A 15850-nucleotide genomic window follows, 5' to 3' on the forward strand; every position below is an offset into this window, starting at 1 on the left:
CGCGCTACGGAGGTTCGACCCACGAAACTTGTGCTGCGGACATGTAGACGATAGCGCCTCGCTCGGCCCCTGTGACGCTCAGATAGTCGCGCAGTTGCGCCACATGTGCACTGTGTGCCGCCGCCGTGGGGTCTACGTCGGACTTCCAGTCGATGACGAGTGCGATGCGCTCTCCCTCGATTGCGGCAGCATCCGCACGACCCGCAAGATAACGCGGCGGGTTTGCCGCCCAGAGCGGAACTTCGGGCACCAGTAGCGCGAGGAAGGGCGCGAGCTCCGGCAGGGCCAATGTGCGCAGCGCCACCTCGGCCATCTCGACCGCGTCTGGCCTTTCGGCATCCGTCGCGTCATCGGATTGTAGTTGAGCAAGCAACTCGGTCGCGCGAAGAGTAGCCCCTTCACGAACTTGCTCAAGTTCCCCCGTGAGTAGCTCTTCCATAAGCTTGTGCAGGATCGTACCCCGGAGGGCGCCCGCTCCTACAATCCGCGCCGTCACGTCGGTCGCCGGATCGACTACGAATGCATCAACAAGGTCGGCGCTGCGATCAGCATCGCGGTCGCTCGGACGGTCCCATACAATCGGCGGCGAAGCAGCCACCAATCGCTGGTTTTCTGCTGCAAATATCGCCACTGTCTGATCGTTGGCCATGGATTGCGACGCGCTCATAACAGGCTCGGGCAACGCGTCAGCTCGGATCTCGGAAAGTCGCTTCTGCCCCAGATTCATCACCCGCGACCACGATCGCGAGGGAGCGCCAGGCAGATCAGGGATCACCAAGAGATCTCGGGCGCGCGTCGTTGCGACGTACCAGAGCCGCTCGCGTTGCCGCGCTTCGCGAAATTCCTCCTCTTCACGGGCGGTAACCAGTTCGGGCGGCTCGATCCCTCCGACGATCCAGTGAATTGTATCGTCTGATTGCCTATAGACGAACTGATCCTGGGGCTTGAACTGCGTCGACGAATTCACGGTGATCACCACGGGCCATTCCAGCCCCTTGGCGCTGTGCATGGTGACGATCTCCACCGAGTCCTCGGACGCATCGACTCTCCCTTCTGAATGCCGGCGCTTGCTCTGCCATCCTCGCTGGAGATCGAGCGCGAACGCGCGCAGTCCGGCAACATTGTAGGGTCTGGCGAGTTCGACGATGGCATCAAGGTTTGCGAGCGCGCGCGCGTTGCGCTGGCCATGCCTAGCCGCCATGATCACTCTCAGTTTCAGGCGCTCGATTGCGAAGGCGATGAGCTGCATCGGCGTGAGTTCGGCGGCAAGGCGATGCAGCGCCTGGAGCTTCAACAGAACATCCTTTGCGAGGGGGTTGACGACCTCGTCCGCTGAGGTCCGCAACTGAAAGCGCCGGCGCCCATCTTGGTCGGGTGAGAGAGCCGCCGTAATATCAAGCAAGTCTTCATCGGTGAGTCCGACAGCCGGACCTCGCATTAGCGCGCCGAAAGCCAGAGTGTCGAGCGGATCCGACAGCGCGCGAACCAGGACGAGCATGTCCTGAAGCTCCTGGCGCCGGAAGAGCGCGTGACCTGCCTGGGAGGCGACCGCGATGCGGTGCGCTTCGAGAGCGCGTTCGTAACGCCAGAGATCGGTGTGTGTAGGAGCAAGCAGCGCTATGTCGCCTGCACGCAAGTATCGCTCAGTTCCATCCGGATGATGGATCTTCAGGGCGCCGATCAGGCGCGCGCACAGGCTGGCAACAGCTTCCGCCTCCGCTTCGCGCTGTTCCTCCGCGTTGGCATCACGCGGAACATGGATCGTCAGCTTCGCCGCCGCACTGATCGGCAGTGGCGGGAGCATAAGGGTCGGCGCGAGCGGGACGAAACCCGGTTGTCCCGCCCCTCCAAGAACGTCACTGAACACGTGGTTGACGTGCGTGATGACGTCCGGCCGGGATCTGAAGTTCGCGGTGATAGAAAGTACGCAGCCGTTGCCGGCTGTTCCAAGTACGGACTTCGCGAGGGCGTAAGACTCAACGTCAGCACCGCGAAATCGATAGATTGCTTGTTTGGGGTCTCCTACCAAAAAGAGCGCTCCTGGCCGCAAGCTTGCGCTGCTCCAAGTCGCCGGCTGCGAACGCGCAGCGAGGCAGAAAACGATTTCCGCCTGCACGGGATCGGTATCCTGGAATTCATCGACGAGCAGGTAGGCATACCGGCCGGCGAGCCAAGCGCGAATTTCGGGGTTCTCGCAAACAAGCGCCCGCGCCTGACGTAGCAAGTCGTCGAAATCGAGAACGGCCGCTTCTCGCTTGCGCCGGTCGTAGGCCTCGATCACCCCGGTTAGATGCGCATCCAGTTCATGCGCCAGACCTTGCGCAATGCAGCCAATCAACGTTCGATACGCGGCGCGAACCGTCTCGAAGTGTTCGACCGCTTCATTTGCGCGACGCCGTCCATCCGTCTCGCCAAGACTCTGCTTCCAAGCGCGCATCCTGTCATAAGCCAGCAAGTCGATGCTTCTTTGCCGCATCATGCCGATACGGGGCGGCTGGGTCAGGCGCCACAACGCGGAAAAGCCCGCGGTGGCGTGATCGCCGGCGAAGAACGAAGAAAGACGTTCAAGATCCGCGATGAGACCTGCCGTCCACGTATCTCCTGGTCCCGCGACATGCCAGCGGGCAAAGGCAGAGACGGCTTCCGCGAACGTTTTGTCCGGGCGAGTTGAGAAATCCGGCGCCGGCACGGTCGCGCTGCGATGCTCTCGCCGGAGGATGGCAAGTTCGCGGACCCGCTCGACTACCCCCAACGGGTCATCCTTGGCAAGGACACCGATGGGACCGCCGTCTGTTTCGTCAGGCACCAACCTCTCCTTCAGCCAAGTCGCGAGCACTTCGTCAAAGAGTGCATTGGCAATGATCGCGTCCACAACACGCGAACCAGGATCGAGGCCCACTTCTATCCCGTGCGAACGAAGAATTCCTTGGCAAAACCCATGGATGGTCGTGGCAGTGATTTCTCCGATGCGTGGCGCGGCCTCATCAAGATGCGCGCGCTCCGCTAGGTCTAACGGCAGTGAGAGAATTCCGGCGAGTGCGGGCGGCGTCCTTCCATGGCGAAGCTCCTCGACCGTCCAGCGTATCCGTGCCTCCAACTCGCTCGCCGCCGGTTCGGTGAAGGTGATGGCTGCAATTTTTGAAGGATCAACCCCGCTTGCGATCATCATCGCGACGCGCGCGGCCATCAATGACGTCTTGCCAGTGCCCGCCGCAGCCTCGACCAGCATGTTGGTCTCAAAATCAGTGAGCGCGCGTCTGCGGGCATCGAGATCAGGTACGCTCACGGGCTACTCCAAAGTTTGTCTAGCGCGCTGTTCACCCCAGCAAATAGACGACGCTTTACGCGACGGTAAGCATCAAGCTCAGCTGGCAGGGCGATAGCAAGCGGATCAAAGAATACAGGCGCAGGTCCTGGCGCAATCTGGCCGTTGCGTTGCAGTTGAACGCCTGAGGCCGTGAATGCAACCGCCTGGTCAATCGCCTTCTCAAGTTCCTCGTTCGTAAGGCTTAGCGTCCGCGCCGGCTCGTGCTTTAGATAAGTCAGCTGCGAGCTCACGCTCCGAACATCAGCAAGGAGAGACCGCACGGCGAGGCCGTAAAAGACGCGCTGGAGTTCTGCGCCACGATCGAACACGACTGGCTTCTTCCGCTCCGGCGCCGCCCCAACCTTATAGTCCGTGACGACTGCCGCGCCGCGTGCCGCGTCTTCATCAAGTCGATCAATTCGTCCACGGAAGACAATTCCGGTCTTTCCGATCTGGACCGGCGAGAGCGTGGTCCACGGATGAGCTCCTTTATCGGGCTCGCCAAACGAAAGCTCGGTCCAGCTCCTGCCGCGCGGTTCGTCGATTGCATCTTTGAGTCCTCGCAGCGCTCTCTCGCGTGCCATCTCCACTGTGTGGCGCCAGAGAAGGCCCGGTGGAACGGCTCTGGTGAGAGGCCAGCTTTCGGTAAGACTGTCCACCTCTCGATCTAGGGCAATCTCAATCTCATCGATATTTTTGGGCGCGCCAATCCGCAACACGCCCGCAATAAGAGCGTGAACGAGCTCGCCGAAAGCGCGATGGGTTAGAGCGAGGGGCTGGGGGTCTAGATTCGGCTCACGCCAGTGCAGGGCGTACTCCCAGACGAACCCCAACGGATCGCATAGAAGTCGATGGAGAGAGGTCGTGGATTGGACTTCAGCAAGGGCATCGACAACGAGCGGGTGGTTGGCACGAACCTTCCCGTCATGAGCCGTGTGTTGCTCACCATCCCACCATGCGCGCCAACAGGCACGACTTGCACGCACTTGGGGATCCTTGCCCGCATCGACGGGCCGGGCGTAGAGCCGATCGCTTTCGCTGAAAGCATGCGGGGGTATCGCGCTCCGCCCGATGATGCGCTCTGCTTTTCTCGGCCACAACGTACTGGCTGCTTGCAGCGATCCAGTCGCACTCCTATAGGCGCGTGACAGCGAGTAGTTGGTCGATTGGCCGACGATGATGTCATGCATCATCCGGTCCATTTCTGCTGCTTCAGCGGACGGAAGTCGTAATTGCCCAAGCAGATGTTGTGGTAGCAACGGGTTCTCGTTCGACCGTCTGGGCCACGCGTTCGCATCCAGCCCGACGAGGCGAATATATGCGCGCGGGGCCGCCGCCAAGTGACGGGCGGGTCCCCACGCGATAGAATTTCCCGGCTCGCGTCCGTCGGCAACGCGCAGAGCCTGCAGGGAGAGCTCGATTGCCTGTGGGGGCGCCATGCGCAAAGCATCCCGCCACAGGCTCAGCGCCTGCCCCTTCAAAAGACGGCGCCCTACTCCCTCTGACAATGCAATCCCGCCGGCCAAGTCTTCGAGAATCGGCAACAATGTCCGTTCCGTAAGGTCACCATTTGCCCGTTCGTCTCGAGTTTGCTCCAGAGCATGACGCCAAAGCGTCGGACTTGTCAGCGCCGCGCTTCGCCGCAAGCCCTTAGCCCAGTCACTGGGCAACTTATCCTTGGCTGGGCCGCGCGGCAGCCGGGCAAATAGGAGCCTCACACGTTCCTGAGACAGCCCGCGTAGCAGGATGTCCGCGAGTGCAGCGCAGGCCTGCCCTTCACGGGTCGCTAGCGCCGGAATGCCGTGCGTGAAATGCACGGGCATCCCTGCCTCACGCGAGAGAACCAGAAACGCATCGTCCCAAGCCGACGGCGAGGCAGCCGAAATGGCGACCTCGTGGGGCGCGGCTTTTCCGTCCGCCACAAGCGCGCGCGCCCAACGCAAAGATTCCCGCACTTCGTTTCGCGGATCGGCACAGAGGTCTGCAGAGCCAAGCAATGCTGTGCCGGATGGACGCGTTTGGATGTCCCCAGAGAACCAGTCGCGCCGGCTGTGCTGCGATGCAATCCATCGCACCGGTACGACATCGCAAAGCGCATGGATGAGCGGATACCAAACGGCCTGGATATTAGCGACGTCTTGAATAGTGACGGCGCCGAGTACTTTGGGAGCGAAACGAATTCGCGCCAAGGCAGCTCTGACCAAATCGGGAGGCGTCAGCATTCCAGACGGCAGTTCCTCTCGGACGCGGCGTTCGAGCAACACAAAGTCCCTAAGGCGGGCATTGTCGGGCAAAGAAGCCGGGGCCTCCATGTCCCACCAGTCCCGGAGCGCCGATAGCGCAGCCGCGGGCATCCCCGGCAGTTCGGCAACCTTGCCAATGTCCTCGTATCCGCCCACCTCGAGCCCCTGCCTGATAGCCAGGTACAAGACCTCGTGCGAGGCTGGCGAAACGAAGCCGCCGGCAAGGCGTGCGGCGAGAAGCGGCAGCGTCAGGACTTGCCGACCCGTGGCCCCTTCGCGAGCCGCATCAAGGCGCCGCATTCGCAGTGCTAAAGGCCCATCGACGACTACAGTATGGATTAGCATTTCGCGCCCTATCGCCGGACTGAAGGCAGCGATACCCGATCGCTGCCGAAATCGCGAATCTTTAAGGCGACGCAGTTCCCGCCGTCTAACGCGTCTCCGCTATCGCGTCCGCCATCTCGTCGACCGTCTTCTTAAAGTGTGCCGGATCATGCAGAGCGGCCTTCGCCGCTTCTGTCCATTCTGATCTTGTCGACATCCATCCGACCATCCTCCCGGCATCGATCCCGCGGTTTCGGACGAGATAGGGTGACAAGATCTTATCCGGCACCGAGTCGCGCAGTAAGTCGGCGCTCTCTGGATGGATCATTTCAAACACCCGCCAAGCTCGGTAAACGGCAACCAGTTCTCCATCCTCTGCAAGCTTGGACAACAGTTCGAGGATTGGCCCAGGCGGTGTGATTTGTGTCTCCGAGCCTTTGTCGGCGCCAGCTTCCGCTACACGCGTGGGCTGCTCAATTCCGGTTGCGGAGAGCGCCACGGCGAGCGCTTCCACTGCCTCGTCTCCGACGCCAGCGAAATACTGTGCGCGGTCGGTGAACCCTCTGGCCGCGTGCGCAGCGACCTCGTCTCTGTCCGCCGGCAGGACCCGCAGGATGCCATCTTGGTATTCAAATATGCCGGCCGCCACGAGAGAGGCGAAATCCTTCTCGAACCGAGGATGCTCCGCATCGACCCCGAAAAGATCTGCCGTGTCGCCGGAAACGACGAGCGCTAAGGTGTCCGGCTCGAGCTGTGGGATCAATATCTTGCTGCCTCTTCCTCCGAGCAAGAGAGAGACGACCATCGATTCCCGCAACCGCTGTCCGGGACTGGAGCCGGGCCGAAGCAGAGCGGACTTGGTTCGGTGAATGACAGACGACGAAAACACGTAGGGCGCGACGGCGCGGTAATAGTTGTGCGAGAGTCCTTCGCCGTCAATTGTCTCCAGTTTCCCATCATCCAACCAAAACAATACGGGTATCCAGCATGGCTGGGGCAGAAACGCGATCAGCCTGCGGCGAAACGCGCCAGGATCGACGGGTCGATCCGACCCTGCCAACGATCTGCTGAGGTCGTGCCAATCTCGAAAGCCGCCTGCGATCGCGGCGGCCTTCTGGCAGCGATTAAGCGGAAAAATGATCCCGCTATCGTCAAACAACGATTTGAGATTCTTGGCGAATTTCTTTGCGCCTTCGAGCGTCGAGAACATGCGAGCGTCCTTCATCTCGGCCGGGTCAAGACGCGCTGCTCGTCTCATCGGCCGAAAGAGGGGAAGCGGTCGCGAGAGCTGATGATTGAGTAGTCGTTGGACCAAAAGTCCTTTGCCAGGGCAGCGGCCTAGCCGACGGAGGCGGCATGAGTCGAATCTAGAGCCGTGCGCCGAAATTTTCAACAATTAGCGCGAATTGTCCCGTGATCTTTGCTCGTCCGGGATTCGCTTCCAAGGAAGACCTTCGCTCTGCGACTCTGCCGGATTCTAGACCTCACTCCGGACTGTCCGTCCCCATTCGAGCAATCGCGGCAATGTGCGACGGGCCAAGGAAGGCATCGGTTGCCAGTAGGATTGTCTCGCGATGCGTCTTGCTCACAAGGCCCGCAATGCATTTTGAACGATCGAAATAACCGTGCTGCCCGGCATTCGGCCAGTGGTTGGCAATCGTTCGGCTAAAGCTAGCACTGCGCGCCACACGTCGGTGTTATCCATTGCGATGCATGCTTGTTCAGCTTGCTCTGCGAAGAGCCTTGTTGCCTCTGATCCGTTCAAGCCGATCCTTTGACAAGTCTCGATGACGGTCTGACGGTCATCGCTGCACCCGTAATCATGCCAAACCAAATGAAAGGAAGCGTCTATAAATTTCGCTTGTGCCGCCGCCCCAGCAGTAAGCTCAAAAACTCGCACGCTCGCCCATTCCAATGGATCGATGCCCATATACGAAAATAGCTTGCGCCATTGCTCCACCGTCCACCGGGTGCCTTCCCTTATGCCTGCGCGCTCCCCGAACTCCTTAAGGCCCGGCATATTAAGGGGCAGCTCGAACACGGAGCAGTGTGGAGTGCCCTCCTCCATTTCGATCCACCGGATCGCGTTTTCATTGGTGACGCCTACGCGACCTATCGATAAAACGCGGGCAACTGCATGGCCGGCCTCATGGACGGCTATATCTCTCTTCGTACCCCCACCAAAATCCATTGCTCGCCTCCAATGACCGGATCATTGTAAACTAAACGTACAATAAGTATCGCTCCAGGAATCCCCGCGTTCGGATCACGAAAAGCCACGCGATTTGCCCGGTCACAGTTGCCACACAATGGTCGGTCTTAGCCTAGTGGCAATGTCGAATTTCCCAGCATGAAAGCGAACAATCCAGATTGGACCGCGCCGCGCACTAACCAGGATTGGCGCGATGACGAATTGATGCTGGCAGTTGCCTGGCTGAAGTCGTTCGTTCCTCGCAAAGAGATGGAGCAGAGGCTGGACGTCGCGAAGACCAATCTTCTTGCTGCCCAAGACCGCATGCGCGCCGGCATAATGGGACCGTTGTATGACCGGTAGATACGGCCGCTTGGTACATACTGCAGGCAGAGACCTTTGCCACCGACCGGGCCCTGTGGACGCCTGAGGGCACAATGCGAGTTGTGCCCTTCCTTACGCGCATCGGCAAAGAGCTGAAACTTCTGCTCAGCGTGAAGGGGGTCGAAGAGCGAGCGGCTCGCATGATGTTACAGGAGAGACGCCAACCTGACAGCAGCATTTTCGAGATGCTCGTCGCCCTTGCCTACCGACGCAGAGGTTGGAGACGGGTCGAGTTCGTGCCGGAAACTCCCGGGCGCGGACGAACCCCGGACCTGCACGTTTTCAGGACAGGAAGCCGCTGGGCGGCAGAGTGCAAGCGCCTGATGCCTTCAACCTACGCCGCGAACGAGAAGTTGCGGGGCACGCGGCTTGCACAACCCATCCATCAACTATGCCTGGAGCTAGGCGAATCCGTCATTGTCGAGGTGAAGTACCAAGTCGAGCTGCGCGAAGTCGCGGACGACTATCTCGTGCGACACGTGAGACAGACCATCGAGCGGCGATCGCTGGCACCTTGGAAGGACGAGGTGGCGACCGGAAGAGTGCGACCCATAAACTGGACGTTGCTTCGGCGAATTCTCGCAAAAGACTACGTCTATTTTGATGGAAGTCGGATGATCGAACTTCTGGCCGGACACTATGATCATTCGGCCGATCACAGCATGGCAGCCAAATGGCGTCGGGCGCCTTTGAGGCCCACATATGCCGACGCTGTTTACCAAGCGAGCGTGGTCAGCTGGGTCAGTGAATCCGAAGTTGCCGTACGTCAAAAGGCGCGTCACTTTCGTAGCACCATCGCCAACGCAGAGCGTCAGCTTCCGAGCGACCGTCCGGGGGTAATTCACGTTGGCGTCGAGAGCTCGGCGGGACCGGAAGTTGATTTCGCTCGTCACTTCTTCAACACGATGCAAGCCAGAACTTTTGCGCCGGCGACCTCACGCCTCAGATGGGTTTACGCAAACTATTTTGTTCCGGAAGCAACCACGCGAGAGAACGAGACGTGGGCGATCACTGAGACGATGGTGCCATACAAGATCGGACATCATCGAACGCATTGGCCACTGCCCGACCACATGTTGGTCACGCCCGAGAACGAAAGCGAAAGCGGGGTACATTGGCATCCGATCGCAGCAGCGAATTCGAACCAAGAATAGTCTCAGAGCCAACTCTCGCACTTTCTGACCGCGATTCGCTCTGCGCGTCACGTTGGCTAGAACAGAGAGCTAATCGGATCACTGATTTAGTGTGGCGGAGTTCGCCGATGTTCGCTGGCGCTTATTCGACGGATATTCGACGACTTTTCGGGCCAAGCTGTAAGTCTTTGAAATTTCTGGCGCTCCCTAGGGGAATCGAACCCCTGTTTCAGCCTTGAGAGGGTAAAGTCGATCCGCTTGATGATCATCATCGTTGAGAGTCCTGCGATGGAGCTTACGGACGTCAGGCCCGGCTCGTTTGCATAAGCAGGCGTTACCGCACCAGTTTCGCACCAGAAACGACCCAGCCAAAGCACAACGAACGCGATCAGATTCAAACAAATAGCCAGCAAAATCAACGAAGCCAATCGCTATCCCGCCGCTCATAACGGTCTGGTTGCAGGTTCGAGTCCTGCCGGGCCCACCACGCTTCGCCCTTCGGGCTACGCGTGGCGCAGCCAAGCGGAGAACGAGGGGCAAGCGCGGTGTCGTAGCCGGAGCGCAGCGGAAGCAAAGACGGACTGGCGCGGCAAGCTTCGGCTCGGCAAGCCAACGCCACACATCAAAGTAAGCATGCGAAGGTATTTCTCGCGTCCGTTCACTCGACGGTGCACTCTCGATCTTTCGCAAGCAGCCGAAGGCGCTCCCCGCTCGTTCAAGGTGAAACCAGCCGCTTGCGGACAGCATACCGAACCAGCTCGGCGGTGGAGGACATCCTGAGCTTGCGCATGGCCGAGGCGCGGTGGGTCTCGACCGTCTTGACGCTCAGATTCAGGATCGCGCTTATCGACCTGTTGGTGTGCCCCTCTGCGATCAGCTGGACCACGCTCTCCTCGCGCGAGGTCAGCAGCATGTCGGCCCGGTTCTGCTTGTTCGCCTGGTAGTCGCGGAGCAGCTTCTCCAGCAGAACACTCGTGAAGTAGGGTCTGCCGTCGAGCAGCGCTTCGACCGCGGAAATGAGATGGTTGCGAGCGTCGGACTTGAACAGGAAGCCGCGGATTCCGGCCAGAATGGCCTCTGTCAGCAACTCCTCGCTTTCATGCATCGTGAGGATAAGCACCTCGGTTTGAACGTGAAGCGCTCTGAGGCGGCGGCTGACCTCCAGGCCGTTGATGATCGGCATGGAATAATCGACGATCACGATGTCTGGCCTGGTTTCCAGCGCAAGCGTGACCGCCTGCTCACCATTGGTCGCCTCGCCGCTCACGATCCAGTTGGACCGCGTTTCAACAATCGCACGAAGTCCGGAACGCACGATTTCATGGTCGTCCGCAATCAAGATGCGTTTCACGGGTCGTTCCCGTTTGCCTGCCCTCGGCCAAGCCAGGTGGACTAGAGCGGTCATCGGCGGTCAGGTCGAACGATCATACGGCGTCCCACAAGAACGGTTATCCAGCAAAACCCTGAGAGATGCAGGCGAAGGTACTGACAGCCACGGACGGCGCACTGCCCGCGATCAGGCCTCGATCAGCCCGGTTCGCACCGCGTATCGCACGAGGCCCGCCGTCGAGTTTACCTCCAGCTTGCGCATCGCCGCTGCCCGATGCGCCTCCGTCGTCTTAACGCTCAAGTCGAGGATCGCGCTGATCCCCTTGTTGCTGTAGCCCTCGGCAACCAGCTTGACGACGAGCTGCTCGCGCGCGGTCAGCCCATGGTGGTGTCGTTCGCCGTGGAGGCCCGGCTCGCCGTCGTATTCGACAATGCTATTCGTACAGAAGAACGGCCTATGCATCAGCAGCGACTCGACAGCCGCCAGCAGCAGCTTGTTCGCATCAGACTTCACCAAGAAAGCGCGGGCGCCGGCCTCGAACGCCTGCTGCGCTATCAGACCCGAATTGTGCACGGTGAAGATCAGGATCTCGGTTTGCAGCCGATAGTCCCTCATACGCCGCGCCACCTCCACGCCGGTCATCCTCGGCATCGAGAAATCCAGGATGGCGACGTGGGGCTGGCTCTGGATCGCCGCGGCGACCGCCTTGCCTCCGTCAGTGGCCTCGGCCACCACTTCCCAATCCGCCCGTTGCTCGAGCACCGCCCGCAAACCCGATCGCACCGCTTCGTGATCGTCGGCTATGAGGATACGTTTCATGCCGCACACTCCATGTCTTTGACGGCGTTTGGGGTCGCGCTTTCGACCCGCCGCCGCTGGCTAGTGTTCTTTCGCTGATTGTGTGCCGGTCGCTGGCCTCGTATTGATCGTGGTCCTTCGTCGATTGCGCTTATTTACTGCAAGGACGTGCGGGAAGACCGCGGACAGAACGGTGCCGGAGTGCGGTGCCATCCCGTTGGACTGGATGGCGAGCGTACCTCCGATCCCGTGCAGCCTCGCGCGCATCGCGGGAATTCCGACACCGCTCGACAGCGTCTTGGTGCCCGGTCTGCCAGGGTTGGGAAAACCGCGTCCATTGTCGCTGATCGTCAACTGGAAGCGTCTGTCGACAACATCCACGACGATCGCCACCTCCGTCGCTTTTGCGTGACGGAAGACGTTCGTCAGAGCCTCCTGAACAACGCGCAGCAGCGAGCGTTGGGCCTCATAAGGTAACCCATCGACCTCCGGCACGATGTTCACCCTCACATGCAACGAGGTGCGCGCCGCGAACCCTTCCGCGTAGCCTTCGATCGTGGCCTTCAATCCGTCACCCGTCAGATCCCGCGGATGCAGCAGATAGGCAAAAGCCCGGAGCTCCCGGAGCGCTTCATCAATCGACGCGTCGATTTCGTCGCAGATCCGTTCGGCGGCTTGTGTGCCGTCAAGCTGGCCGCGGATCCGCATCAAGCCGAGACTCGCGGCAATCAGATGTTGACAGGTCGAATCGTGGAGATCGGAAGCGATCCGCTGCTGAATGCTCTCCTGAAGCGACAGCAGGCCAGCTTCGACATCCAGCCCGTTCCCCCATGTGGTGGGGTCCTCGAAGCGAACGTCGCGCGCCTCGCGATGGCAGCCGATCAACCGGACGACACCGCGGGTCGCGGGATCCAGGATCGGCGTGACCGTCGTTTCCCTCGTGCGGGATGAACCACCAAACGCCAGCCGCTGCCGGATCCTGATCTCAGCCTTCTCCGCGAGGCTCGCCCGAAGTGCTTCGCAGACAGATCTCGCGTCATCCGCGCTCAGGCAATCGGATACATCCATGTCGAGCACGTCTCGCGACGATACGCCGAGCCGGGACTCGAATGCCGGATTGATGCTCTCGTAGACGAAATGTCCGCAAAAGGAGGGGCGCGCGACGAAGAGGAGATCTGCAGAAGAGTTCCAGTAAAGCTCCTCGGTCGATGGTTGCAAACCTACGCGCAGCCAGCGCTTGGGACTGGTTTGCCTCGACTCTCTGGCGGGGGAGCCATGTGGCTTCACTGTACTACTCACTCTATTCCGGCGACTCCCGATATTGGCCACGACGACAATAGCGGGGTCTCTCCCCACCCTGCCGGCGAGAAATCCTCCACCGAATTCGGAATAGCGCACCTGCGGGGTCAATCAACTATACACCCAGCGAACCGCTCATTCAACATGAGGTAGTATTCGTGGGGGATTGAAATCTTGGCCTTCGTCAAGGGCCGCCGAATCTCAAATCCGATGCAATAGAGAGTAAAAATGGCGATGCGCGGCGAACGAGCCCGAATGGCATCGTCGCGCCGCCATTCCGTGGTCGCCGGGCGTCCTCCACCGTTCCCCCCCTAATGCGCTGACAGGTTCGCCAGGGCTATCGGCTACTGCTCGTGTCCGACTTCTTCTTTCTGGTCGCCTTCGCGGGCGGTGCCGCCGGGGCCGGCGCAATTGCGAGCGGGTGAGATGGTTGCTCCAGACGGCGCGTCGCGGCATCATCCCGAAGTGCATCGGTATCGAGTCGATGGCTACGATCGACCGCATCGCGAGGATCGGCCAGCACGACCGTCGTCATCATGCTTGAGATGATGAGGCAGGTCAGCATTAGAAGGCGTCTTGCCGGCATCTCTCGAGCACCTCTAAAAGGCAAAGTCCAGGCGAGGCCCGATCCGAACGTCCCTGTATCGCCGCAGCGGGACGTTCGAGGTTCGTGCCTCGTAGAGCACGGTCGTCGTGAGCGACACGTTGTTGGCAACGTTGTACTTCAGGCCGAGGTCAACCGAATAGAGCTGATCCTGGCGACCGGTATTGAGTCCATCGGTGAACCAATAGGCTTCAAACAGGGGCGTACTGACGATCGACCATCTGGGATCAAGCTTGACCTCGATTCCGAGCACGGCGTCAAAGCGCCAGCGGCGCGCCTCGGCCAGATCGGAGAAACGGTAGGTCAAAAGCACTAGTGGCGAGAACGTCGCGTTGCCAACGCGGAAATCGCGCGCGACTGAGCCCATCACGTCGTGGGACGTGAAGGCGAGATCGCGGTAGATGCCATCGAAATCATATCGATTTTCGTAAATGCCAGACAAGCGCCAGCCGTCCCAGTTCTCGGTCAGACGCGCGCCCATACGCGCGACGGCGAAATTGCCGTCCTTTTCCCGCGAAAAGGCTTCGTATTGAGCCCGCGCATAGAGCCGGTATGACAGATCGTTGGTGAGGTTCCCGTCAAGCCTGACGCTCACGTCTGGCGCGTAATAGACGTCGGACCTGCGGTTATCGCGGGTGAAGAGCGCGTTGTCGGTGAAAGTCGGCGAGATGGAACCAACGACGCTCCAGGACGGGGCTTGGTAATAAGGAACCGCGTAGGAGGATGTAGCGGCTCCGCTCGATTTGAAGTCGGTGAGATCGAGGTCCGCCGCCCAAGCCGTACTACTGCCGAGCAGTGCGGCAACCGGCAGAAAAGATCCAGACGGTCGCATAGGTCCCCTCCGATGCTGCAGCCGGACACCGGGATTCGTGTCACACTGCGCGCCGATTGTGGCGTGTTAATGTTCAGATGATAAATCACAGGTTGATCTGGGTCGATTCCTCCGCCGGCTAGTAGTCGACCAGATCCCTGGTAATCGGGCAGGTCATGCAGTGACCACCGCCGCGGCCGCGGCCGAGCTCCGCGCCGACGATGGTGATCACTTCGATTCCCTCCTTGCGCAGCAGCGTATTGGTGTAGGTGTTGCGATCGTAGGCGAAGACGACGCCTGGAGAGGCGCAAACCAGGTTAGCGCCGCTGTCCCACTGGGTTCGTTCGCGCAGATAGGCATTGCCACCGGTCTCCACGACGCGGAGCTTCTTCAGGCCGAGCGCCCCAGCCACGACGTCGACGAAAGGCTTCTCGTCCTTGCGCAGCTCGATTCCGGCAGAGTTGTCCGCCGGCCGGTAGGAGTACGCCGTGATGTTATTGACGATATCGGGGTAAAGCAGCACGCAATCCCGATCGGCGAACGTGAAGACCGTGTCGAGATGCATCGCCGCACGCAGCTTGGGCATGGCCGCCACGATGACGCGCTCAGCGGCCTTTTTCCTGAAAAGAGCGGCGGCAAGCTGGCTGATCGCCTGTCTCGATGTCCGTTCGCTCAATCCGATCAGGACGTTTCCCTTCCCGATCGGCATCACATCGCCACCTTCCAGAGTGGCAAGGCCGTGATCCTGAGTCGGATCGCCCCACCAGACGTGGACCTTGCCGGCAAAATCCGGATGGAACTTGTAAATGGCGGCGGCGAGGATCGGCTCCTCGTGACGCGCCGGCCAGAACAGCGAATTCAACGTTACGCCGCCATAGATCCAGCAGGTGGTATCGCGCGTGTACAGCGTGTTCGGAAGTGGCGGCAGCAGATACTCGGTCATGCCGGCCGCCTCCCGGATCAACCGGAGCATTTCACCGCCATGTGCGTCGGGGAAATCGTGGGTCGACAATCCGCCGATCAGGGTTTCCGCCAGCTCGCGGGGGGCGAGGCTTTCCAGATAGCCGCGGAGCTCGTCAATCAGGCCGAGACCGACCTGGTTTGGGACCACCTGATTGTCGAGGATCCATCGCCTCGCCTCCGGGATGGCGACGGTGTCCGCGAGCAGATTGTGCATCTCGACGACCTCGATGCCGCGGTCGCGCATCTTCTGCACGAAGTCGAAATGGTCGCGCTTGGCATTGTCGACCCACAGGACGTCATCGAACAGCAGCGTGTCGCAATTGGTCGGAGTGAGACGCTGGTGAGCGCGGCCCGGCGAGCAGACCATTACCTTGCGCAACTGACCGACTTCCGAATGAACGCCAAAAGGAAGCGCTCCGTTTGATGTCTGTTGTGTCATGAGCGCAACCTCCGCAATCGATCC

Annotated in this window: 12 protein-coding genes; 2 read left to right on the forward strand and 10 right to left on the reverse strand. The window is 60.4% G+C overall.

All coding sequences use genetic code 11. The features are described 5' to 3' along the window. Nucleotides 1–4: 4 nt before the first annotated feature. From I6F28_RS37620 to I6F28_RS17940, 4 genes are all read right to left on the reverse strand, one after another. The gene (locus I6F28_RS37620) at nucleotides 5–3286 is read right to left on the reverse strand and encodes a UvrD-helicase domain-containing protein (RefSeq protein WP_225140392.1); all 3282 of its coding nucleotides are present in this window, start codon (nucleotides 3284–3286) and stop codon (nucleotides 5–7) included. Continuing rightward, nucleotides 3283–5736: a PD-(D/E)XK nuclease family protein gene (locus I6F28_RS17930; protein WP_225128671.1), complete on the reverse strand. Its 2454-nt coding sequence runs from the start codon at nucleotides 5734–5736 to the stop codon at nucleotides 3283–3285. Before I6F28_RS17930 ends, I6F28_RS37620 begins: the two co-directional genes overlap by 4 nt. A gap of 244 nt (nucleotides 5737–5980) precedes the next feature. Beyond that, a complete protein-coding gene (locus tag I6F28_RS17935; protein WP_225128672.1) occupies nucleotides 5981–7084 on the reverse strand; it encodes a hypothetical protein in 1104 nt (367 codons plus the stop codon). Between the two features lie 375 nt (nucleotides 7085–7459). Next, the gene (locus I6F28_RS17940) at nucleotides 7460–8065 is read right to left on the reverse strand and encodes a hypothetical protein (protein ID WP_225128673.1); all 606 of its coding nucleotides are present in this window, start codon (nucleotides 8063–8065) and stop codon (nucleotides 7460–7462) included. Between the two features lie 159 nt (nucleotides 8066–8224). Between I6F28_RS17940 and I6F28_RS17945 the strand changes: the two genes are divergently transcribed. Further along, on the forward strand, nucleotides 8225–8428 hold the full coding sequence (locus tag I6F28_RS17945) for a hypothetical protein (protein WP_225140393.1): 204 nt from the start codon (nucleotides 8225–8227) through the stop codon (nucleotides 8426–8428). Nucleotides 8429–8502: 74 nt separating this feature from the next. Then, the gene (locus tag I6F28_RS17950; RefSeq protein WP_225140394.1) at nucleotides 8503–9603 is read left to right on the forward strand and encodes a hypothetical protein; all 1101 of its coding nucleotides are present in this window, start codon (nucleotides 8503–8505) and stop codon (nucleotides 9601–9603) included. Between the two features lie 694 nt (nucleotides 9604–10297). Here the strand turns inward: I6F28_RS17950 and I6F28_RS17955 are convergent. From I6F28_RS17955 to arcA, 6 genes are all read right to left on the reverse strand, one after another. Further along, the gene (locus tag I6F28_RS17955; protein ID WP_036035698.1) at nucleotides 10298–10933 is read right to left on the reverse strand and encodes a response regulator; all 636 of its coding nucleotides are present in this window, start codon (nucleotides 10931–10933) and stop codon (nucleotides 10298–10300) included. Nucleotides 10934–11098: 165 nt separating this feature from the next. After that, nucleotides 11099–11731 (reverse strand): response regulator, encoded by a 633-nt coding sequence (locus I6F28_RS17960; protein ID WP_225140395.1) that lies wholly within the window; start codon nucleotides 11729–11731, stop codon nucleotides 11099–11101. 60 nt (nucleotides 11732–11791) lie between these two features. Next, complete coding sequence (locus I6F28_RS17965) at nucleotides 11792–12928, reverse strand: sensor histidine kinase (RefSeq protein ID WP_225140396.1); 1137 nt, start codon at nucleotides 12926–12928, stop codon at nucleotides 11792–11794. Nucleotides 12929–13346: 418 nt separating this feature from the next. Continuing rightward, nucleotides 13347–13574: a hypothetical protein gene (locus I6F28_RS17970; protein WP_141697668.1), complete on the reverse strand. Its 228-nt coding sequence runs from the start codon at nucleotides 13572–13574 to the stop codon at nucleotides 13347–13349. Between the two features lie 34 nt (nucleotides 13575–13608). Continuing rightward, nucleotides 13609–14445, reverse strand: coding sequence for an outer membrane beta-barrel protein (locus I6F28_RS17975; protein ID WP_225140397.1), 837 nt, complete (start codon nucleotides 14443–14445; stop codon nucleotides 13609–13611). Between the two features lie 118 nt (nucleotides 14446–14563). Beyond that, nucleotides 14564–15826: an arginine deiminase gene (arcA, locus tag I6F28_RS17980; RefSeq protein WP_225140398.1), complete on the reverse strand. Its 1263-nt coding sequence runs from the start codon at nucleotides 15824–15826 to the stop codon at nucleotides 14564–14566. Between the last annotated feature and the right edge of the window lie 24 nt (nucleotides 15827–15850).

This window comes from Bradyrhizobium sp. NBAIM14 (genome assembly GCF_020193895.1).
Lineage (GTDB): Bacteria > Pseudomonadota > Alphaproteobacteria > Rhizobiales > Xanthobacteraceae > Bradyrhizobium > Bradyrhizobium yuanmingense.

Coding starts and splice junctions, on each gene's coding strand:
- I6F28_RS17975 (WP_225140397.1), bottom strand. CDS start 14,445: ATGCGACCGTCTGGATCTTTTCTGCCGGTTGCCGCACTGCTCGGCAGT.
- I6F28_RS17960 (WP_225140395.1), bottom strand. CDS start 11,731: ATGAAACGTATCCTCATAGCCGACGATCACGAAGCGGTGCGATCGGGT.
- I6F28_RS17970 (WP_141697668.1), bottom strand. CDS start 13,574: ATGCTGACCTGCCTCATCATCTCAAGCATGATGACGACGGTCGTGCTG.
- arcA (WP_225140398.1), bottom strand. CDS start 15,826: ATGACACAACAGACATCAAACGGAGCGCTTCCTTTTGGCGTTCATTCG.
- I6F28_RS17935 (WP_225128672.1), bottom strand. CDS start 7,084: ATGTTCTCGACGCTCGAAGGCGCAAAGAAATTCGCCAAGAATCTCAAA.
- I6F28_RS17950 (WP_225140394.1), top strand. CDS start 8,503: ATGCGAGTTGTGCCCTTCCTTACGCGCATCGGCAAAGAGCTGAAACTT.
- I6F28_RS17940 (WP_225128673.1), bottom strand. CDS start 8,065: ATGGATTTTGGTGGGGGTACGAAGAGAGATATAGCCGTCCATGAGGCC.
- I6F28_RS17945 (WP_225140393.1), top strand. CDS start 8,225: ATGAAAGCGAACAATCCAGATTGGACCGCGCCGCGCACTAACCAGGAT.